Raw genomic sequence first — 19,648 nt, forward strand, 5'->3', positions numbered from 1 at the left:
ACGCGACCCATTCCATGACTTTAGCGCCGCCAAGACTACAGCACCGCGAATTCGGAGTACTGTATAAAAAACCAGTGGTTTTGACAAGTCTCCAGATCAGTTGTCGCGCGAAAACAATGTAGCGGGCGGGATGGGCAAGACATCTTGCCCGGCATCGCGGGGAGACACGCATGCGCATCCTGATTGCCGAAGACGACGCCACGCTGGCGGACGGGCTCACACGCTCGCTGCGCCAGGCGGGCTATGCCGTCGACCAAGCCTTCGACGGGGCGACTGCCGACGCGGCGCTGTCCGCGCAGACGGCGCAGACCTATGACCTGCTGATTCTCGACGTGGGCCTGCCCCGTATGTCGGGGCTGGAGGTCCTCAAGCGCCTGCGTTCGCGCGGGGCCATGCTGCCGGTACTGATCCTGACCGCCGCCGACAGCGTGGAAGAACGCGTCAAGGGCCTGGACCTGGGCGCCGACGATTACATGGCCAAACCGTTCGCGCTGTCCGAGCTGGAGGCCCGCGTGCGTGCGCTGGTGCGACGCGGCACGGGCGGCGGCGCCACACTCGTGCGCCACGGGCCGCTGGCATTCGACCAGGTCGGGCGCATTGCCTATATCCATGACCAGGTGGTGGAACTCTCGGCGCGCGAGATCGGGCTGCTGGAGATTCTGCTGGCGCGCGTCGGCCGCCTGGTGTCGAAAGAACAGCTGGTCGACCACCTCTGCGGCTGGGGCGAGGAAGTCAGCAACAACGCCATCGAGGTCTACATCCACCGGCTGCGCAAGAAGATCGAAGTGGAAGGCATCCGTATCGCGACCGTGCGCGGGCTGGGCTATTGCCTGGAACGCATGGCCACGCCAACGACCACCACCGCAACCGCCGCCCATGGGTGATCGGCTGGCCTGGCCGTGGCGTCGGCATCGCGGATCGCTGCGCGAACGTGCCGGCACGGCGCCAGGGGCAGACGGCCACGATGACGGAGGCGATGGCGGCGGCAGCCTCACCGACACCCTCCCCCACCTCGAAGACGACGCCACGCGGCCCGTCGCCCGATCGCTCTTCGGCGAAATTCTCGACTGGATGCTTGCGCCGCTGCTGTTGCTGTGGCCGATGAGCATTGCGGTGACCTACCTGGTGGCCAAGTCGATTGCGAATGCGCCATATGACCGCGCGCTGGAATCGAGCGCGATCGTGCTCAGCCAGCAACTGCGCGAAGTCAACGGACGCGTGACGCTGCAGCTTCCGATCTCGGCGCGTGAGATTTTGCGTGCGGACGAAACCGACAATATCTACTACCAGGTGCTCGGCACCAACGGCGAGTTTGTCTCCGGGGACCGTGACCTCCCGCTGCCGCCCGAAGAAGACGCCAACGCGGGCGGCCTCGTGCAGCTGCGCGACGACCACATCCACGGCACAGAGATTCGGGTCGCATATACCTTCGTGCAGCGACCGGGCTCGGGCGACAAGCCCGCGCTGGTGCAGGTGGCGGAGACGCTCGACAAGCGCGCGCAACTGGCGAACGAAATCATCAAGGGCGTGATCCTGCCGCAGTTCGTGATCCTGCCGTTGGCGGTGATCCTGGTGTGGTTTGGACTGACGCGCGGGCTAGCGCCGCTCAACGCGATTCAGGAACGCATTCGCGCGCGCAACCCAGGCGACACCAGCCCCATCGACGAAGGTGCCGCGCCGCAGGAACTGACGCCGCTCGTGGCGTCATTTAATGATCTGCTCGGGCGCCTGGAGCAATCGGTGCATACGCAGAAGCGTTTCATTGCAGATGCCGCGCATCAGATGAAGACACCGCTGGCCGGGCTGCGCATGCAGGCCGAGCTGGCACAGCGCGAGCAGTCGCCCGACGAACTGCGCCGCACGCTCGCGCACATCGCCGACAGTTCGGATCGCACCGCGCACCTCGTCAAGCAACTGCTTTCGCTCGCGCGCATGGAAAACATGGGCACCACCGACGGTATGGTGCCGCTGGATATCTGCGCGCTGTCGCGCCAGGTGGTGGCCGACTGGCTGCCCAAGGCGTGGGCCAAGCAGATCGACCTCGGCTTCGAAGAGCCTGGGCCGCCCGTCACGATTTCGGGCAATGCGACGATGCTCGCTGAGATGCTCAACAACCTGCTCGACAACGCGATCCGCTACACGCCGGACGGCGGACATGTCACCGTGCGCGTGACCACCGCGCCGTTCGAGCCGTTCGTCTTCATCGACGTGGACGACACCGGCCCCGGCATCCCCGTGGCGGAGCGCGAACGGGTGATGCAGCGCTTTTACCGCATCCTCGGCACCCAGGCCGAAGGCAGTGGGCTGGGCCTGGCCATCGTGCGCGAAATCGTGCAGCAGCACGGCGGCGACATCGAGGTGCTCGACAACGTGTATCAGGCGTCGCCGCGGCTGGCGGGAGCGCGCTTTCGCATCACCCTGCACCGCGCCTCCTCTGGGGAGGAGGCCACCGCATGAGCATCACGCCCGGAACGCCGGCGCGCCGCCGGTGGATTGCCAACATGCGCTGGATCGCGGCGCTGCTCGCGGTGTGGTTTGTGGTGACGTTCGTGATCGCGTTTTTTGCGCGCGACCTGTCGATGCACGTCTTCAACTCGGACTGGACCTTCGCGTACTGGGTCGGCGCGCAGGGTGCGCCCATCGTCTATGTGCTGATTACCGTACTGTATGCATGGCGCACCAACCGCGCTGCAGATGCGGCCGCCGAACACGACGAAGCGGTGCAGCGCAACGCGTCGGAACCCGCCCAACCGCCGTCCATCTGACACCGCGCGTTACGTTGCTCCCAGATGGCGCAGCTTCACAAAGGCCAACGCGGCCATTACCGCGTCGTTCAGCGCGTCGTGTGCGTCCCACGTCGGCAAGTCCAGTTCCTTCATCACGGTGGCGAAGCGCAGGTCGAGGTCGGGATCGCCCTGCTGCCGATACGGCGGCAACTGCTGGAATTGATGGTCGTAATAGAGGGCAGAGACTTCGATCTTGGGCTGCGGCAGGCCGATGCCCAGCATAGGCGCCACCACCCGATTGAGCATCGCCACATCGAACTCAAGGTAGTAGCCCACCAAAGGTCTGCTGCCGATGAAATGCAGCAGTGTGTGGGCGGCCTGCTCGATTGACATCCCGCTGTCCAGGTCGCGATTGCGCAGACGATGCACGCAGATGCTTTCTGGGCGCATCTCGCCTTGCGGCCGGATCAGCAACTCCAGGCATTCGCTGGTCAGGATGCGATTGCCGACGATACGGACGGCGGCGATGGAGATGATCTCGTCGGTGCGCACGTTCAGGCCGGTGGTCTCGCAATCGAGCGCGACCCACTCGTCTGAGGGCGGAGCGTCGAACAGGAAGCGGAACGCCGGATCGCGCAACCTGCGCAGCAGGCGCCGCTTGCGCAGTGCCTGCAGCCAGGCAGAAAAACCGCCGCCGATGATCACATCCACTCCGTCCGCCAGCGCTGCTGCAGCAGCGCCTTGAACCGCTTGACCGCGCCCAGCGCGTCCTTGAGCAAGTCACGCTCCAGCGACGACAGGCGCGCCAGATGCACGTCGCACGACAGCGGTTGACGCGCATCGACCTCCGCCAGCCCGGCCTTGAGCCGCAGCGACATTAGGAAGTGCAAGCTGTCGCTCAGCTCGGCGGCCATGTGGGCGTCGACCGCTTCGGCGCGCACAAGCGCTTCCAGGCGCGGCACGGTGCCGGTCTCGTCGAGTATCTGGTGGGCGAGCGCAAGACTGCGCACCCCATGGACGATCGGGAAAATGCCCTCCTTCTTTACGTCGATGACCGGATCGGAATCGCCAAACCCGAGCAGGCGATCGCGCCAGCCCGGCGCGACACTGAAGGCTTCAACGGCGGCGGCAAATCGACCCAGCACGGCGTCATTGTCGATCGTGAGTTCCAGCAAGGTCCGCCGCAATTGTCTGAGCAAGGCTGCATCGCCACATACGGCGTGGGCATCGAAAAAGATGGCGAGACGCATCAGACCCTCGGGGCTTGGCAGGATCAGCCATTCGCGAATGCGCCGCGCGAAGTCACTCGCGGCCATGCACCACTCGGGCCGGCTGAGCATGATGCCGCCGGGGCAAGGCGGGTAGCCGAATGCAGCCAACGCATCGGAGAAGCGCGTGACGATGCGCTGCAGATCAGCCGGAGGTACATAGCCATCGCGCAGCACCAGCGCGTTGTCCTGATCGGTCTTGAGCAGTTGCTCGCCACGCCCCTCGCTGCCCATGACGAAGAGGCAACTGTTTTCCACCAGCTCCGGTGGCGCGATCATCTGCCAGGCACGCTCAAACAGGCGCGCGTTGATTTCGCGTACGAGGCTGGCAACGTGGTCAATGCGCGAGCCGCCACGCGTGAGCAGCGCGACCATCCGCGTGATCTTCGCGGCCGCCTGCGCGAGCGCGTCCAGATCCTGGGCCAGGTTGATCTGCACGGTCAGCAGATACGAATGGTTGGCCAGGAAGCTGAACACATCCAGCGATTCAAGCAAGCCGAGAATCTCATCTCCATGCGTAACGACCAGGCGATGAACGCGATGGCGCAGCATCAGCGTCAGGGCGTCGCCGATGTGCGCGGAGGCGGGCACGGTGATGAGCGAGAACTGGCTCATCTGCCCCACCGGCAGACGATCCAGCGGTGTGCCCTGCAGGACGGCGCGCTGCAAGGAGCTGCGTGTGAAGATGCCCACGCGCGGCGGGCTGCCCGTGCCATCACGCACGAGCACATTCGAGGTGTTGTGTGCCTGGAACAGCTTGACGACGGAGACTACGTCTGTGTCGGCATCAACGAAATGGGCGGGCCGGATGAAGGCGTCGCTCACGTGCGAGACGGCCAACGACTGCATCGTCTCCATGTTTTGCCGCTGCGCGATGGCGCTGAGCTTGCTGCCGAGATCGGAAAAAAGCAGCGCACCAAAAGTGGCGTTGGCGGCAATGAGGTCACGCACTGCCTGGCGCGCAATCTGGTAGACCACCACTTCTTCAGCCGCGACGAAGCGGCTGCTTGCCTTGCCGGCCACCAGCGCTCGGCCGTCAAAACAATCGTCGGGGCCATAGGTGGCGATCAGCTCGTCGCCGTCGTACTGGGCGACGTGGCCTTTGATGATCAGGAACAGGTGCAGCGGTGCGGCACCCGTATCGAGGAGGGTCTGCCCTTCCGGGTAATAGCCGATGTCGACGGCATCGCGCACCAGGCGCTGCTCGTCCTGGTCGAGGCAGTCGAACGGCCAGACGTTGAAGTTGAAAGCGCTGGGCATGGTTGCCTTGAAGGCGGGCGAAGCAACGCGTCACCCGCCTCCGATCAGCGTGGCCAGTGGCCGATCAGTGACCCGATGCGCCAGCCGCACCGAGGCCGGTTTCCGAGCGAACCTGCTGCGCGGCGAACGACGCCTTCTCGTTCTTGGCGCGAACGCTGCTGTCCAGCACCGAGAACAGCCACACGCCCACGAAGCCGATCGTCATCGAGAACAGCGCCGGCGACGTGTACGGGAACCACGCCGAGCCCTTCGGATACCCGAGCGTGGCTTCCCACACCGACGGCGACACGATCGTCAGACCCACCGACGAGATCAAGCCAAGGAACCCGCCAATGACGGCGCCACGCGTGGTGCAGCCCTTCCACAGCATCGAGAGGAACAGCACCGGGAAGTTGGCCGATGCCGCCACCGCAAACGCCAGCGACACCATGAACGCGATGTTCTGCTTCTCAAACGCAATGCCCAGCAGCACGGCAATCACGCCCAGTACCAGCGTGGTGATGCGCGACACCTTGAGTTCGTCTGCGCTGTTGGCCTTGCCGTTCTTGAAGACCGTGGCGTAGAGATCATGCGACACCGCCGACGCACCCGACAGCGTGAGCCCCGCCACCACCGCCAGAATCGTGGCGAAGGCCACGGCCGAGATGAAGCCGTAGAACACATCGCCGCCCACCGTCTTGGCCACCAGCACCGCAGCCATATTGGCCGTGCCGGCACCGCCCTTGATGACGCCCTTGGCCACGTCGGACAGTTCCGGGTTGGTCAGCACCAGCGTGATGGCGCCAAAGCCGATGACGAAGATCAGGATGTAGAAGTAGCCGATCCAGGTGGTTGCCCAGAAGACCGATTTACGCGCCTCCTTGGCATCGGGCACCGTGAAGAAACGCATCAGGATGTGCGGCAGACCGGCGGTGCCGAACATCAGTGCCATGCCGAACGAGATGGCCGAGATCGGGTCCTTGATGAAGCCACCCGGCGCCATCACCGCCAGACCGATCTTGGCGGCCTCGTCGGGCGATTTGCCGGCATTGGCCGCAATGGCCGTCTTGACTTGGACAGCCTTGGCGAACAGCACCTCCAGGCTGAAGCCGTACTGGGCCAGCACCATGATGGCCATGAACGTCACGCCGGCCAGCAGCAGGCACGCCTTGATGATCTGCACCCAGGTGGTTGCGGTCATGCCGCCGAAGAGCACGTAGACCATCATCAATGCGCCGACGATCACCACCGCAATCCAGTAATCCAGCCCGAACAGCAATTTGATGAGCTGTCCTGCGCCCACCATCTGAGCGATCAGGTAGAACGCCACCACCACCAGCGTGCCAACGGCGGCAAAGCTGCGGATGGGCCCTTGCTCAAACCGGTAGCCCGCCACGTCTGCAAAGGTGAACTTGCCGAGGTTGCGCAGCCGTTCGGCCATCAGAAACGTGATGATCGGCCAGCCGACCAGAAAGCCGATCGAATAGATCAGGCCGTCGTAGCCGGAGGTCATCACGGCGGCGGAAATGCCGAGGAAGGACGCCGCCGACATGTAGTCGCCCGAGATGGCCAGGCCATTCTGGAAACCGGTAATGCCGCCGCCGGCCGTATAGAAATCGGCCGCGGAGCGCGTACGCTTGGCCGCCCACTTCGTGATCCAGAGCGTGCCGGCCACAAACAGTGCAAAGAGCACGATGGCCGTGGTGTTGGTTTCCTGCTTGGCGGTCTGTCCGACATCACCGCCCGCAGCGAAGGCCGCTCCGCAGGCGCCTGCGGCCAGTAACGCCGCCAGCAAGATCGAAAGCATCTTCTTCATTTGGCGACGTCCTTCAGGATGTCCTGCGTCAGTTGATCGTATTCGCTGTTGGCCCGGCGCACGTAGATGCCGGTGATGACGACGGTGAAAATGATGACCGCCATACCGACGGGCACGCCCACGCTCATCACGCCGGCGCCCACGGGCTTGGCGAGAAACGGCTTATCGAATGCGATCAGCGCGATGTAGCCGTAATACACGGCCAGCATCAGCACTGTCAGAACCAGGCCGAGCCTGTTGCGCCGCTGTTTGAGCTGCGCATATTTCGGATGCGCCTCGATTTTTCCTACCAATCCATCCTGCATCGCCTGTCTCCTGGTTTGCTCTTGGAATGTGTGCGGCGATTCTGGATAGTGAAACTGACTGAACTCTTACTCACCCTCTCAGGGGCGGTTTTACTGCGATAGTGGTTTTCCCTAGCGCAGCAAAACAACGTAAGGAACGGAGGCGAGGTTCAGTGGCAAACGGGGAGCGAGGCGGCTCCCATTCGCCCAGGCGAGTTGGCGAGCGCCCGCAACTTGTGCGTTTGCACATTCGCTGCAGGTGCGCACACCGTTTGGCGCGGCACGCTCCCACCGGCTGTCGGATGATGCAGCGCACGCATCCAGGCGAAGGGGCAGATCGATGCACCGTCCTTCCACTCCGACAACCAAGTGCTTGATTTCTTTGGGATCCCAACGGCCGATCCGGTGCATCGAAAGGCACATGCTTGTCAGAACGCCGTAAGTTTCGGCTCCCACAATCCTTGACACTTCCGCGGGCGAAAAGCGTTTGCGTTGTCATGTCAGTGCCCAGCGGGACGACCTACGAAAAGAACAGGAGACAACATGGCAACCGTGCAAAGTGCACCGAACGCGCCCGCCGGGCGCGTGCAGCCCGCGCCCATGACGAAGGAGGAGAAGAAGGTCATCTTCGCCTCGTCGCTGGGAACGGTGTTCGAGTGGTACGACTTTTATCTCTACGGCTCGTTGGCGGCCATCATCGCCAAGCAGTTCTTCTCGGGGCTGGACCCCACGGCGGGCTTCATCTTTGCGCTGCTGGCGTTTGCCGCCGGCTTCCTGGTGCGCCCGTTCGGCGCGCTGGTGTTCGGCCGTCTGGGCGACATGATCGGGCGCAAGTACACGTTCCTGGTCACCATCGTCATCATGGGTACGTCGACGTTCATCGTCGGCCTGCTTCCGTCATACGGCACGATTGGCGTCACCGCGCCGATCATCCTGATCGCGCTGCGCATGCTGCAAGGCCTGGCGCTGGGCGGTGAGTACGGCGGCGCTGCCACGTATGTCGCCGAGCATGCCCCGCACGGCCGCCGCGGCGCGTACACGTCGTGGATCCAGACGACGGCCACGCTGGGCCTGTTCCTGTCGCTGGTCGTCATCCTGGCCGTGCGCGAGCTGACCGGCAAGGCGTTCGACGACTGGGGCTGGCGTATCCCGTTCCTGGTCTCGATCCTGCTGCTCGCCACGTCGGTGTACATCCGCCTGTCGATGAGCGAATCGCCGGCATTCCAGAAGATGAAGGCCGAGGGCAAGACCTCCAAGGCTCCGCTGACGGAAGCGTTCGGCCAATGGCGCAACCTGAAGATCGTGATCCTGGCGCTGATCGGCCTGACCGCCGGTCAGGCTGTGGTCTGGTACACGGGCCAGTTCTACGCGCTGTTCTTCCTCACGCAGGTGCTGAAGGTCGACGCCTTCACGGCCAACGTGCTGATTGCCGTGGCGCTCGCCATCGGCACGCCGTTCTTCGTGTTCTTCGGCTCGCTGTCGGACCGCATCGGTCGCAAGAAGATCATCATGGCCGGCTGCCTGCTGGCGGTGCTGACCTACTTCCCGCTGTTCAAGGCGCTCACGCACTACGCCAACCCGGCGCTGGAGCGTGCCCAGCAGACCGCGCAGATCACCATCACGGTCGATCCGAAGGAGTGCTCGTTCCAGGGCAGCCCGATCGCCCGCGAGGTGGACTTCCGCTCGTCGTGCGACATCGCCAAGCGTACGCTGGCGCAAGCGTCGGCCAGCTACGAGACGGTCGAAGGCCCGGCCGGCACGGTGGCCTCGGTGTCGATCGCGGGTAAGCAGATCAGCTCGCTCAACGCCACGCGCACGGCAGACGGTCAGAGTTTCGACGCCGACAGCAAGACGAAGATCGCCGACTTCAAGAAGCAGGTGAGCGAGTCGCTCAAGGCGGCCAACTACCCCGCCAAGGCCGATCCCGCCCAGATGAACACGGTCATGGTGCTGGTGATCCTGGTGATCCTGGTGATCTACGTGACCATGGTCTACGGCCCGATCGCGGCAATGCTGGTGGAGATGTTCCCGACGCGCATCCGGTACTCGTCGATGTCGCTGCCGTATCACATCGGCAACGGCTGGTTCGGGGGCCTGCTGCCGACCATCTCGTTCGCCCTGGTGGCCCAGAACGGCAATATCTATCACGGTCTGTGGTATCCGATCTGGATCGCGGCCATCACCTTCGTGATCGGGGTGCTGTTCGTGCGCGAAACCAAGGATGTGGATATTTATCGCAACGACTGACGCAGGGGGTTGACATATTCGCCGAAGACGGTAGAATCCCGCTTCTTCGGCGAATTAGCTCAGTCGGTTAGAGCGACGGAATCATAATCCGCAGGTCCGGGGTTCGAGTCCCTGATTCGCCACCAAATACCAAAAAGCCCTGCTTCGGCAGGGCTTTTTGCTTTTCTGCTGCATCCCCCGCCACCGCCGGGGTCATCACATTACGCAAGCGCCTCGGCTTGCACAGGCGCCTCGGCGGCCACCGCCAACACCCAATCCGTCGTCAACGCCGGTTGCGTCACGGGCAGCATATGGCCGCCGTCGATGATGCGCAGGTTCACACGATCCAGCTTCTGCTTGAGCGCTTCGCCCTGGCGCTTGACGTTCAGGATGCGGTCCCCGCGGCCGTACAACACGTCGACAGGCACCGTCATCGAGGCATAGCGGCGCTCCATGTCGGGCAGATCTTCCGGGGCAGCGACCAGATCCGACGATGCCGCATAGAACACGTGCGGACGCAGCCCCAGCAGACCGCCGCCCTTGAACGGGAAATCCTTCGGCATGGCCTCGGGCGCGAACACCGCAGCGATGGCCTTGCGGGAGTTGATGATCGACAGGGGAATCGCCAGCGTCCATGACACCAGCCTGCGCACCAGCGGCGACGGCAACACCAGGCCCCCGAACGCACCCGGAGGCGCGCTCTCTGCATGCGTGAGCGGCGCGATCAACGCGAGCCGGCGAATGACTTGCGGATGGTTCAGCCCCACCGCCAGTGAAATCGCCCCGCCAAGCGAATGCCCCACCAGCACCGGCTTGTCGAGCCCGAGCTTCTCGATGCACTGCGCGACCATGCGCGCCTGCGCGTAGATATTGGCCGGCGAATCCGCACCGCGCACGGATCGCCCTGCCCCTGGACGGTCGATCACGATCACGCGGTGTGAGCGCGCCAGCCGTTCCATATCCAGGTAGGCAAAGTTGCGCAGATTCCCGCACAGGCCATGCACGAACACGATGGCCGGCCCCTTGCCCCGATCGGTGTAATGCACGCGATCTGCGCCGACATCGAGGAACTTGCCTTCGGGCGGAAAACCCTTGGTGACGCGGCGAGCGATGAAAAACGTGAACCCAACAGGCGCAAGCACGGCAAGCGCGATGACGCCAAGAACGATGCTGGTCATAGTGTCCCCAAAGCGGGAGGCGGTTAGGCGGGCTGTGCCGCGCCGATCGGCTGAGCGCGACGCTCGAACTGCATGGCGCTGTCGGCCAGTGTGCCGAACTTCAGCATCATCAGATCGCGCGCGTAGTTCTGATACGACTTCCACGGCTGCTTGTCACCCTGTTTGGGCAGGATGGCCGCCGCGCGCTGGATGTAGCCGGACGTCAGATCGACGGCGGGCTCGCGGCTCATGGCTTCGTCATCAAGACGCGGCACGCAGGTATCGAAACCGTTGGCCTGCATGTGGTTGAGCAGCCGGCAGACGTACTGCGCGATCAACTCGGCCTTCAACGTCCACGACGCGTTCGTATAGCCGAACGACGACGCCAGGTTCGGCACGCCGCTGTACATCATGCCCTTGTACGACACCGTCTCGGCCAGATTCACGGCACGTCCGTCGACGGTGATGGCCGCCCCGCCCAGCACCTTCAGCTTGAGCCCCGTGGCCGTGACGATCACGTCGGCGTCGAGATGTTCACCGCTCTTGAGCTGCAGACCGGTCGGCGTGAAGCGTGCGATTTCGTCGGTCGCAATCGAGGCCTTGCCCGCGCGGATCGTCTTGAACAGATCGCCATCCGGCACGAGACACAGGCGCTGGTCCCAGGGGTTGTAGCGCGGGGTCAGGTGTTTGCGCACGTCGAAGCCGGGGCCGATCTGCTTGCCGGCCATGCGGATGATGAAATCTTTGAATGCCTTCGGCTTGCGACGCGCCAGGCTGTAGAAGTACATCGTCAGCAGCACGTTCTTCGTGCGCACCAGCCGGTGAGCGAGGCCCGACGGCAACCAGCGGCGCAACGTGTTGGCCACGGCATCCTGCTCGGGCCGCGAGACGATGTACGTGGGCGAGCGCTGCAGCATCGTCACGTGCTGGGCGGTGCCGGCCATCGCGGGCACCAGCGTGACGGCCGTGGCGCCGCTGCCGATCACCACCACGCGCTTGCCCGCGTACGACAGATCGCTCGGCCAGTGCTGCGGATGGACGATGCGGCCCTGGAACGCGTCCATCTCGGGCCACGTCGGCGCGTGGCCCTCTTCGTAATCGTAGTAGCCGCTGCACATGTAGAGGAACTTGCAGGTGAACTGCACCGGTTCCTCGCGCGTGCCATCGCTGCGCAGCGCCTGCACGGTCCAGCGCGCGGCGGTGGAATCCCAGCTCGCGCCCGTCACCTTGTGGCGGAAGCGGATCGACTTGTCGATGCCGAACACGCGCGCGGTGTCGCGGATGTAATCGAGAATCGTCTGACCATCGGAGATGGCCTTGTTGCTGTGCCACGGCCGGAAGCTGTAGCCGAGCGTGAACATGTCGGAGTCCGAGCGGATGCCCGGATAGCGGAACAAGTCCCATGTGCCGCCGATGGTTTCGCGCCCCTCAAGGATGGTGAAACGCGCCGACGGGCAGCGCTCGCGCAGGTGATACGCCGCGCCAATACCCGAAAGGCCCGCGCCGACGATGAGCACGTCGAGGTCGGTATCCGGCGCGGCTGCCCGGTTGCGGGGCGCGGCCCGGCTGGCGCTGTGCTCCATCGTCGTGTCCATGCGGTCTCCTGTTCGCGGCCCGGCTGCGGGCGTGGCAAATTTCGCCTTAAATGTGGTGTGATTCGTCACCACTTTAATTTTCGGGCGTCCTGACGTCAAATAGCGAAATGGAGAAAACACTTGAAACAGCCGACGCACCCGTCAGAAAAGGCCGCCCGTATGGCGGTGTGGCGCCGGAAGCACGCGCAGCTGAGCGCCGCGATGCGTTGATCCGCGCTGGCACGCGCGTGTTCGGCACGGTGGGCTTTCGCAAGGCCACCGTACGCGCGATCTGCCAGGAAGCGAAGCTCAATGACCGGTACTTTTACGCCGCGTTCGACAGCACCGAAGCCCTGCTGCGTGCGACCTACCAGCAACATGCCGAAGACTTGCGCACACAGGTGTCGGACGCCACCGCCGCTGTCAGCAACACGCTGGAAGCGCGCGTCGACGCTGGCCTGCACGCGTTTTTCGCGTTCTTGCGTGACCCGTGCGCGGCGCGCGTGCTGCTGCTGGAAGTGATGGGCGTGAGCCCCGAAACGGATGCGACCTACCAGCGCAACCTGCTGGAGTTTGGCAGGCAGATCATGGCGAATGCCCAACTGCCCGGCGCCCACAATGACGACGACGCCGAGCTGCGCGCCGACCAACGCATCATCGGCCTGGCGCTGGTGGGCGCCTTGACCAACGTCGGTGCAGCGTGGCTTCTGACCGGCTATCGAGACCCCGAAGAGAAGATGGTGCGCAACTGCCGCCAGGTCGTGCTCGGCACGTTGCGCGCCATGCTCGACGCTTAAGCCCCGCCTTCCGGTTTGCCCAGCCGGACCACGGTCACGCCGGGCGCCAGGTGCCGCAGCGACGGCTGCAGCAGCACGCAGTTGTCGTATGGCGTGACGATGTTCGATTCGCCATCGGTGGCGATGACGGTGCCGGCGCGCGCGATGGTCTCCATGCCGCGATAGTCGTCCACAAAGCGGAACGCCGTGGAGTTGGCGACGACCGGATCGGTCACGCGAATGCAGCGCACGTCCAGCGCGGGCGCCACGCCCAGCCATTCCGATACCGTAGATGCATCGACGGTGCCCAGCGCCACCAGGAAGCGCGCGCACGCATCCAGCGCCACGTCGCGGCTCACGCGCTCGAAGTGCTGACCGCATTCGATCAGCAACGCGTTCTTGGGACTGGCGGCATCGCCAAAGCCGCCGTAGTCGCGCAGGCGGCGGCCTGCGGCATGGCCGGCATCGATCATCAGATGCGAAGGCGCACCGACCTGGCGGCCCAATGCGACGCCTTTCGGATGCGGACCGGTCAGCATCAGGGGCTCGGCCTTCTCGTGCATCGAGTGGATATCGAGCAGGGAATCGACCGTGTCGATCACTGGGCGCAACTCGCGCGCGCGGCGCAGTTCCAGCGTGTTGCCCGGGCCATCCAGCTTGTCGGCTGACCACACGCGATTCAGGTCTTCGTCGATGAAGCGCGTGGCATCGGGGTCGTTAATATCGAAGCGCTCATACGCCTCGACGTTGGCGAATGACAGCGTAAGCCTGCCACGTGCCGGACGCACGCCGGCGCCCAGCAGCGCATCCACGGCAATCGCACCGCACAGCTCGTTGCCATGCGTGAGCGCATTGATCATGACGTGCGGGCCGGGCGTTCCGCTGTCGAACGTATGGACGTAATCGATGCCGTGCGTGCCGGTTTTCCAACGGCGGATATCAGGCTTGTGCAACTCGATCGGGTAGACCGGCAGCGTGGCGCGCAGCGCCTCCAGGGTCATCATGCGAAATCCTTCGGTGTGACGAGAAGTCTGTTCAGTTGCGAGCGGCACGAGCGCGCCCGCGCAGCATCCACAGCGAGGCCAGGCTGATCAGCGTGGTCACAAACACATAGAAACTCGGCGACGTCTTGATGTGCGTGACACCGATCAGCCACGTGACGATCAGCGGCGAGAACCCGCCGAAGATCGTTACCGACAGGTTGTAGCTCAGCGCCAGGCCCGTGCCGCGTGTACGCGTCGGGAAAATGTCGGCGAGCAACGCAGGCAGCGGCGCAAGGATGGCCGCGAGCAATACACCAACGATGGCCTGCATGACCAGCAGCGTCCAGAACGTCGGCTGTGCGACCAGCGTGGCAAACATCGGATACGTCGACAGCGCAATCACCACCATCGCAATCGACACCACGCGGATGCTGCCGAAACGATCTGCCAGCAGGCCGAACGCCGGCGCCATGATCATCAGCATCGCGCCCGTGATCATCGTGCAGACCAGCGATGCACTGGTCGCGATGTGGAGTTGATTGATGGCATAGGTCGGCATGTAGACCTTCTGCACGTAGTTGAATGCGGTGACGGCCACGACTACGCCCGCGCCCAGCAGCAGCCCGGGCAAACCCTGCGTGAGCGTGTCGCGCAGCGGCGAGCGCGCTTGCAGCGCGGCCGGCGCTTCCGCCTGCATGGCGACGAACTCCGGCGTTTCCGGCGTATGGCGGCGGATATAGACCCCAATCGGCCCGATCAGCAAGCCGAAGAGGAACGCCACGCGCCAGCCCCATGACTCCACCTGCGCGGTGGTCAGCGCGTAGGTGATCCATGCGCTCAACCCTGCGGCAAGCAAGGTGGCGAGACCCTGCGTGGCGGCCTGCCAGCTCGCGTTGTAGCCCATACGCTTGCCGTTGGCGTGCTCGATCATGAACGCCGTGGCCGAGCCGAATTCACCGCCGGCCGAAAAGCCCTGCAGCAATCGCGCCACGATCACGATGGCCGGCGACCACAGGCCGATCGACGCATAGGTCGGCGCGAACGCGATCATCGCCGTGCCCAGCATCATCAGCAGGATCGACCACGTCAGCGCGGCCTTGCGCCCCACGCGGTCGGCATAGCTGCCGAGCACCATCGAGCCGAGCGGCCGCATGATGAACGACACGCCAAACGTGCCGACAGAGAGCATCAGCGAACTCCACGCATCGCCCGTCGGGAAGAACAGCTTGCCGATGGTGATGGCGAAATAGCCGTAGATCAGCAGATCGTAGTATTCGAGCGCGTTGCCGACGCTGGCAGCCAGAACGGCACGCCAGGGCGCGGGGTGTCGATGGGTGTCGGCGGCGCGCGCTGCTGCGCCGCTCGCGTTGAGGGTGTGGGCTGGCATGGTTGTCTCCCCGTGGTCTGTGCCGATCCGCCTGTTTTGCCGAACGGCGCTGGCGGGCGAAGGTTGCGGAGGAGTCTAGGTGCCGCGCCGAGGCGGCTTGTGCCGTTTCGGCACAAGGTTGGGCTTTTTGCGATGCGCGTCAGGCGAGATCGGCGCGGGCGTTGGCATTGGCGTTATCGACAGCCCGTTGCCACACCTCGTCAAGCAGCGCGCTCTGGTTGCTGCGCACGCGCATCATGCGGATGTTGACGTGGATGTGCCAGGCGTCGTCGCCGGCGGGGCGCAGTTCACCCGCGTTCAGGTGCGACCTGGCCAGGCGATACGGCAGCCACGCCATGCCGAATCCACGCAAGGCCATCTCTTCCACCGCTTCGTAAAAATCCGCCTGGAACACGGGCTGCAGATGCGCCTTGCGATCGGCGGCGGCCAGATGGCTGTCCAGCATCTGCCGCAACGTCAGCCCCCGCGCAAAGGCCAGCCACGGCAGCGGTGCGGCGGCCGAACCCGGCAGCGTGAAGCGCGGGCGGCCGCGCTTGTCGGGGACGCTCACCGGCACCAGCGTCTCGCTGCCCAGCAGGCAGTGGTCGTACTTGCGCGGATCGAGCAGCGCATCGGCCTGTGGGCTGGCGTAGGCGATCAGCAAATCGACGGTGCCATCGGCAAGTGCCAGCACGCCTTCCTGCGTGCCGCCCGTCGTCACGCTGAGCGGAAACACGCCGCGCTGGCGTGCAAGCGTTTCGTACCAGCCGGGGACAAACGTGCGCGCCAGCGTGCGCCCCGTGCCGATCTTGAGCGCCACGGGCAGTTGCGCCTCCCGCAGCAGCAAGCGCGCATCGTTCAGGCCGTCGACGGCATTGGCCGCTGCATCCAGAAACAGGCGTCCCGCCGCCGTGAGCGTGACCGGATGTTCGCGGCGCTCGACCAGCGCGGTGCCCACCCATTCTTCCAGCGCCTTGATCCGCCGGCCGAATGCGGGGTGCGTGACGTTGCGGTTCTCGGCGGCGCGGCTGAAGCTGCGCGTCTTGGCCAGTTCCTTGAAGTCTTCCAGCCATTTGATCTGCATGGCGCGTCCGGTCTTGTGGGGTGGGCGGGAGGTCTGCGCATTATCTCCGCAGCCTGCGCGAACAGCCTTAACGTGCGTGCCGTATCGTTATCATCTTGAGCAAACGATCCGCCACGCCTTCATGTCCGCACCTCGTCCGCTGTCCATCGGCATTGCCGGCGCCGGTAACGCCGGCCTCGCCGCCGCCATCGCGTTTGCCCGCCAGGGGCACGACGTGCACGTTTTCGAAAAGCACCCGCAGCTGACCGCCATGGGCGCGGGCCTGCTGATCCAGCCGCAGGGCATCCGCGCGCTGGAGGCGCTCGGCGTGGGCCGCGAGCTTGAGGGCATCGGCGCGCCGATCGATCGGCTGATCGGTCTGAGCCATCGTGGCTGGCGTCTGCTCGACATCGACTACGCCGAGACGCCCGGCCGCGCCGTCACGCGGCATGCGCTGTCGTCCATGCTGTACGACGCCGCCTTGCACGCGGGCGCAGTATTCCACTTTGGTTGCGCGATCCAGCAATTGCTTGGTGATGGCCCGCGCGCGCGGGTCGTGCACGCGCAGGGCGAATCCATCTTCGACCTGTTTGTGATTGCCGATGGCGCGGCCTCTGCGCTGCGTGAGCCCGCAGGCCTGGCCGGCCCGTCAAGCACCTACCGATGGGGCACGCTGTGGTTTCAAGGATGGGTGGATGGCTGGAACCCGCGTGTGCTGCAGCAGCGCTTTCGCGGCACGCGCGAGATGATGGGCCTGCTGCCCACCGACGTGGATGGCAACCGCACGCGCCTGTCGATGTTCTGGAGCCTGCCCGGCGATGCCGTCGACGCCTGGCGCCAGACCGACATCACACAGTGGAAGGCGCATGTGCTCAGCCTGTGGCCGCAAGCCGCGCCCATGGTCGAGCAGATCGGCTCGCACGACGATATGCCTTTTGCCGTCTATCGCCACACGTGGCCGCGCGCGTTGGCCAAACCGCCCTACTGCGTCATCGGCGATGCCGCGCATGCCATGAGCCCGCAACTCGGCCTGGGGACCACGCTGGCCGCGCAAGATGCGCTCGCTCTGGCGGCCTGCGTGCAAGTCCATGGGGCCGCCGATGGCGCGCTCGCCTACCACGCCCGTCGTCTGCGTACCGTGCAGGCCTACCAGACACTGAGTCGCGCGCTCACGCCGTGCTTCCAGGCGCAATACGGCGGTTGGATGCGTGACGTGGTGTTTGCCACCGGCTTGCGCGTGCCCGGTGTCGCATGGCTGATGAAACGCAGCCTGGCAGAACCGCCCGCTCGCGATGCTGCATTCGCCCCGGCTGCGGCTTCCACGGCTGCGAGCGAAAAGCCCCAGGCATGACACCACACCTCCATCCGCATGAGCCTGTTGCACACCTTCCTTCCTGAGCATCAGTTCAGCGAGCAGCACCACATACGGGTCAATGCATCGCCCGCGCGCGTGCTCGACATGGCTTCGCAACTTGACGTCACGGATTTCCCGGTGGCCCGGCTGTTCCTGCATCTGCGTGGCATCCCGGCGCGCATTGCCGCCGCGCTGGGCAGGCCCAGTGCACGACGGATCGACGCCGGATTCGGCCTGCACGATTTCACCGTTCTCGGCAGAAATGGAGATCACGAATTCGCGCTCGGCCTGGTCGGCCGCTTCTGGGAATCGGCCGGGGGGCTCATCCACGTTGAAGCCAGCGCATTTCGCACGTTCTCCGCACCCGATATCGCCAAGCTGGTCATGACGTTCGTCGCTGAGCCCGAAGGCGCCGGCACGCTGCTGACCACGCGCACGTGCGTGCATTGCTCCAGCACCACGGCGCGCCGCCGCTTCACGCCTTACTGGATACTGATCCGCGTGCCAAGCGGGCTGATCCGCCGGATGATGCTGCAGCGGATCAAGCAGGTTGCGGAGGCAGACGACGCTCCGCTTAGACGTCCAGAATGACCAGCGTGCCGGCGCTGCCGGCGTCCACGCTGTGCGGCACGCCGGCAGGCACCACGTACAACTCGCCACGCGAGACCTTCACCGCTTCGTCGCCGATGCGCAACCGCAGCTGCCCATCGATGACCAGCAGCCCTTCGGCATAGTCGTGCACCTCGTTGGGATACGACGTGCCATCCATGCGCAGCACCTTGAAGTTGCCGCCACCAAACCGCTCCAGCACGCGAGACGACCACGCGCGCGGCAGCGCTTCGGCCTCTGCATTGAGATTGACAAGCGGCACACCAGCCTCGCCCAAAGATTGAGAAGCGTTGAGCATACCAGCCGATGATCCCAAAAAAAGAGCGCTGCCGCGTTTCCACGGTAGCGCTCTTTCTGCACGCGGGTCAGTGCGTGTTATAGGTCGTACGACGCGAGTTCCATCTCGGACAGACTTCCCATGTCGTCCGCAGGCTTCAGGTGGTCGACCCGATAGCCGTGCTTGTACACCGCCACCAGGCGCACCTCGTTCTCCGGTTCGACATTCAGCTTCATGCGGATGCGCGATACGTGACTGTCGATCGTGCGGGTGTACTCCGACGAGTTGCGGCCCCACACCTGCCCGAAGATGTGGTCGCGCGACAGCGTGCGTCCCACATTCGAAAACAACAGCAGCGCCAGTTGGAACTCGATGCCCGTCAGCGTCACTGGCTCGCCGTGCAGGGTGACCTGCTGGCGCTGGGGATTGAAGTGATAAGGCCCGACCGCGAATGGCAGGCGTCCATACGGAATGGGATATGCACGGCGCAGCAGCGCGTCGACGCGCGCCCGCAGCTCGGCAATGCGGAACGGCTTCGCGATGTAGTCATCCGCGCCGTGCGTGAGCGCGCGCACGAGGCTTTTCTCGCCTTCTTCGGCCGTGACGAACAGCACCGGCAACACTTCCTTATGGCGGCTGCGCACGACGCTCAGCACGTCGATACCGAGCATGCCAGGCGTATGCCAGTCGAGGATCAGCATGTCGTACGACGATCGACCCAGCATGCGCAGCAAGGTGGCACCGTCGGTGTAGGTCACCACGTCGTGGCCGGACTGAGACAGGATCTGGACGATGACTTCGCTTTGGAAGGGATCGTCTTCAAGCAAGGCGATACGCATGTTCGGCTCCATGAAAATTCGCACATGCGTCGCGGGCGGGTGCCGGAATTGATGGCGCTTATTCAGGCGCGTTGAGCGCGTTCCGTTGCAT

At 64.6% G+C, this 19,648-nt stretch carries 18 protein-coding genes and 1 tRNA gene; 8 read left to right on the plus strand and 11 right to left on the minus strand.

All coding sequences use genetic code 11. The annotated features are described in order from the left end of the window. The first annotated feature begins 170 nt into the window (after window positions 1-170). The 3 genes from N511_RS0104155 to N511_RS0104165 are packed head-to-tail and all read left to right on the plus strand — an operon-like array spanning window position 171 to window position 2,765. On the plus strand, window positions 171-884 hold the full coding sequence (locus tag N511_RS0104155) for a response regulator (protein WP_027678138.1): 714 nt from the start codon (window positions 171-173) through the stop codon (window positions 882-884). Then, window positions 877-2,457, plus strand: a complete 1,581-nt coding sequence (locus N511_RS0104160) for a sensor histidine kinase (protein ID WP_027678139.1) — start codon at window positions 877-879, stop codon at window positions 2,455-2,457. The genes N511_RS0104155 and N511_RS0104160 overlap by 8 nt, the downstream gene beginning before the upstream one ends. After that, on the plus strand, window positions 2,454-2,765 hold the full coding sequence (locus tag N511_RS0104165) for a DUF4212 domain-containing protein (protein ID WP_027678140.1): 312 nt from the start codon (window positions 2,454-2,456) through the stop codon (window positions 2,763-2,765). The genes N511_RS0104160 and N511_RS0104165 overlap by 4 nt, the downstream gene beginning before the upstream one ends. Before the next feature lie 9 nt (window positions 2,766-2,774). On the opposite strand, the gene N511_RS0104170 is transcribed toward N511_RS0104165, so the two are convergent. The 4 genes from N511_RS0104170 to N511_RS0104185 all read right to left on the minus strand — a co-directional run bounded on the left by N511_RS0104170 (window position 2,775) and on the right by N511_RS0104185 (window position 7,354). After that, entirely contained in the window at window positions 2,775-3,428 is a 654-nt protein-coding gene (locus N511_RS0104170; RefSeq protein WP_442965433.1) for a 3'-5' exonuclease, read from the minus strand. Beyond that, the gene (locus N511_RS0104175) at window positions 3,428-5,254 is read right to left on the minus strand and encodes a DUF294 nucleotidyltransferase-like domain-containing protein (RefSeq protein ID WP_027678142.1); all 1,827 of its coding nucleotides are present in this window, start codon (window positions 5,252-5,254) and stop codon (window positions 3,428-3,430) included. Before N511_RS0104175 ends, N511_RS0104170 begins: the two co-directional genes overlap by 1 nt. Window positions 5,255-5,318: 64 nt before the next feature. Next, a complete protein-coding gene (locus N511_RS0104180) occupies window positions 5,319-7,049 on the minus strand; it encodes a cation acetate symporter (RefSeq protein ID WP_027678143.1) in 1,731 nt (576 codons plus the stop codon). Next, entirely contained in the window at window positions 7,046-7,354 is a 309-nt protein-coding gene (locus N511_RS0104185) for a DUF485 domain-containing protein (protein WP_027678144.1), read from the minus strand. Before N511_RS0104185 ends, N511_RS0104180 begins: the two co-directional genes overlap by 4 nt. A 522-nt stretch (window positions 7,355-7,876) precedes the next feature. Here N511_RS0104185 and N511_RS0104190 point away from each other — a divergent pair. After that, window positions 7,877-9,580: an MFS transporter gene (locus N511_RS0104190; protein WP_027678145.1), complete on the plus strand. Its 1,704-nt coding sequence runs from the start codon at window positions 7,877-7,879 to the stop codon at window positions 9,578-9,580. Window positions 9,581-9,628: 48 nt separating this feature from the next. Continuing rightward, a tRNA-Met gene (locus tag N511_RS0104195) sits at window positions 9,629-9,705 on the plus strand. Between the two features lie 75 nt (window positions 9,706-9,780). Here the strand turns inward: N511_RS0104195 and N511_RS0104200 are convergent. Both N511_RS0104200 and N511_RS0104205 read right to left on the minus strand, forming a co-directional pair. After that, window positions 9,781-10,737 carry an alpha/beta fold hydrolase gene (locus N511_RS0104200; RefSeq protein ID WP_027678146.1) on the minus strand — a complete coding sequence of 319 codons (957 nt, stop codon included), beginning with the start codon at window positions 10,735-10,737 and terminating at the stop codon, window positions 9,781-9,783. A gap of 23 nt (window positions 10,738-10,760) precedes the next feature. Next, complete coding sequence (locus N511_RS0104205) at window positions 10,761-12,311, minus strand: flavin-containing monooxygenase (protein WP_027678147.1); 1,551 nt, start codon at window positions 12,309-12,311, stop codon at window positions 10,761-10,763. 107 nt (window positions 12,312-12,418) lie between these two features. On the opposite strand from N511_RS0104205, the gene N511_RS0104210 reads away from it, so the two are divergent. Beyond that, window positions 12,419-13,087, plus strand: a complete 669-nt coding sequence (locus tag N511_RS0104210) for a TetR/AcrR family transcriptional regulator (protein WP_027678148.1) — start codon at window positions 12,419-12,421, stop codon at window positions 13,085-13,087. On the opposite strand, the gene N511_RS0104215 is transcribed toward N511_RS0104210, so the two are convergent. The 3 genes from N511_RS0104215 to N511_RS0104225 form a co-directional block, all read right to left on the minus strand. Next, window positions 13,084-14,070 carry a M14 family metallopeptidase gene (locus tag N511_RS0104215; protein WP_027678149.1) on the minus strand — a complete coding sequence of 329 codons (987 nt, stop codon included), beginning with the start codon at window positions 14,068-14,070 and terminating at the stop codon, window positions 13,084-13,086. The genes N511_RS0104210 and N511_RS0104215 overlap by 4 nt on opposite strands. Before the next feature lie 31 nt (window positions 14,071-14,101). Further along, complete coding sequence (locus tag N511_RS0104220; RefSeq protein ID WP_027678150.1) at window positions 14,102-15,436, minus strand: MFS transporter; 1,335 nt, start codon at window positions 15,434-15,436, stop codon at window positions 14,102-14,104. Between the two features lie 139 nt (window positions 15,437-15,575). Continuing rightward, window positions 15,576-16,499, minus strand: coding sequence for a LysR family transcriptional regulator (locus N511_RS0104225; protein ID WP_027678151.1), 924 nt, complete (start codon window positions 16,497-16,499; stop codon window positions 15,576-15,578). A gap of 121 nt (window positions 16,500-16,620) precedes the next feature. Between N511_RS0104225 and N511_RS0104230 the strand changes: the two genes are divergently transcribed. Next, window positions 16,621-17,829, plus strand: coding sequence for an FAD-dependent oxidoreductase (locus N511_RS0104230; protein ID WP_027678152.1), 1,209 nt, complete (start codon window positions 16,621-16,623; stop codon window positions 17,827-17,829). Window positions 17,830-17,847: 18 nt separating this feature from the next. Further along, complete coding sequence (locus tag N511_RS0104235) at window positions 17,848-18,423, plus strand: hypothetical protein (protein ID WP_027678153.1); 576 nt, start codon at window positions 17,848-17,850, stop codon at window positions 18,421-18,423. Here N511_RS0104235 and N511_RS0104240 read toward each other — a convergent pair. Together N511_RS0104240 and N511_RS0104245 are read right to left on the minus strand one after the other, a co-directional pair. Then, entirely contained in the window at window positions 18,407-18,739 is a 333-nt protein-coding gene (locus N511_RS0104240) for a cupin domain-containing protein (protein ID WP_051530824.1), read from the minus strand. The genes N511_RS0104235 and N511_RS0104240 overlap by 17 nt on opposite strands. Before the next feature lie 77 nt (window positions 18,740-18,816). After that, the gene (locus N511_RS0104245) at window positions 18,817-19,557 is read right to left on the minus strand and encodes a response regulator transcription factor (RefSeq protein WP_027678155.1); all 741 of its coding nucleotides are present in this window, start codon (window positions 19,555-19,557) and stop codon (window positions 18,817-18,819) included. Window positions 19,558-19,648: the final 91 nt, after the last annotated feature.

Origin of the sequence: Ralstonia sp. UNC404CL21Col, from assembly GCF_000620465.1 — a bacterium.
GTDB lineage: Bacteria > Pseudomonadota > Gammaproteobacteria > Burkholderiales > Burkholderiaceae > Ralstonia > Ralstonia flatus.

Coding starts and splice junctions, on each gene's coding strand:
- N511_RS0104225 (WP_027678151.1), bottom strand. CDS start 16,499: ATGCAGATCAAATGGCTGGAAGACTTCAAGGAACTGGCCAAGACGCGC.
- N511_RS0104160 (WP_027678139.1), top strand. CDS start 877: ATGGGTGATCGGCTGGCCTGGCCGTGGCGTCGGCATCGCGGATCGCTG.
- N511_RS0104175 (WP_027678142.1), bottom strand. CDS start 5,254: ATGCCCAGCGCTTTCAACTTCAACGTCTGGCCGTTCGACTGCCTCGAC.
- N511_RS0104180 (WP_027678143.1), bottom strand. CDS start 7,049: ATGAAGAAGATGCTTTCGATCTTGCTGGCGGCGTTACTGGCCGCAGGC.
- N511_RS0104240 (WP_051530824.1), bottom strand. CDS start 18,739: ATGCTCAACGCTTCTCAATCTTTGGGCGAGGCTGGTGTGCCGCTTGTC.
- N511_RS0104165 (WP_027678140.1), top strand. CDS start 2,454: ATGAGCATCACGCCCGGAACGCCGGCGCGCCGCCGGTGGATTGCCAAC.
- N511_RS0104230 (WP_027678152.1), top strand. CDS start 16,621: ATGTCCGCACCTCGTCCGCTGTCCATCGGCATTGCCGGCGCCGGTAAC.
- N511_RS0104205 (WP_027678147.1), bottom strand. CDS start 12,311: ATGGACACGACGATGGAGCACAGCGCCAGCCGGGCCGCGCCCCGCAAC.
- N511_RS0104235 (WP_027678153.1), top strand. CDS start 17,848: ATGAGCCTGTTGCACACCTTCCTTCCTGAGCATCAGTTCAGCGAGCAG.
- N511_RS0104190 (WP_027678145.1), top strand. CDS start 7,877: ATGGCAACCGTGCAAAGTGCACCGAACGCGCCCGCCGGGCGCGTGCAG.
- N511_RS0104210 (WP_027678148.1), top strand. CDS start 12,419: ATGGAGAAAACACTTGAAACAGCCGACGCACCCGTCAGAAAAGGCCGC.
- N511_RS0104185 (WP_027678144.1), bottom strand. CDS start 7,354: ATGCAGGATGGATTGGTAGGAAAAATCGAGGCGCATCCGAAATATGCG.
- N511_RS0104245 (WP_027678155.1), bottom strand. CDS start 19,557: ATGCGTATCGCCTTGCTTGAAGACGATCCCTTCCAAAGCGAAGTCATC.
- N511_RS0104220 (WP_027678150.1), bottom strand. CDS start 15,436: ATGCCAGCCCACACCCTCAACGCGAGCGGCGCAGCAGCGCGCGCCGCC.
- N511_RS0104200 (WP_027678146.1), bottom strand. CDS start 10,737: ATGACCAGCATCGTTCTTGGCGTCATCGCGCTTGCCGTGCTTGCGCCT.
- N511_RS0104155 (WP_027678138.1), top strand. CDS start 171: ATGCGCATCCTGATTGCCGAAGACGACGCCACGCTGGCGGACGGGCTC.
- N511_RS0104215 (WP_027678149.1), bottom strand. CDS start 14,070: ATGATGACCCTGGAGGCGCTGCGCGCCACGCTGCCGGTCTACCCGATC.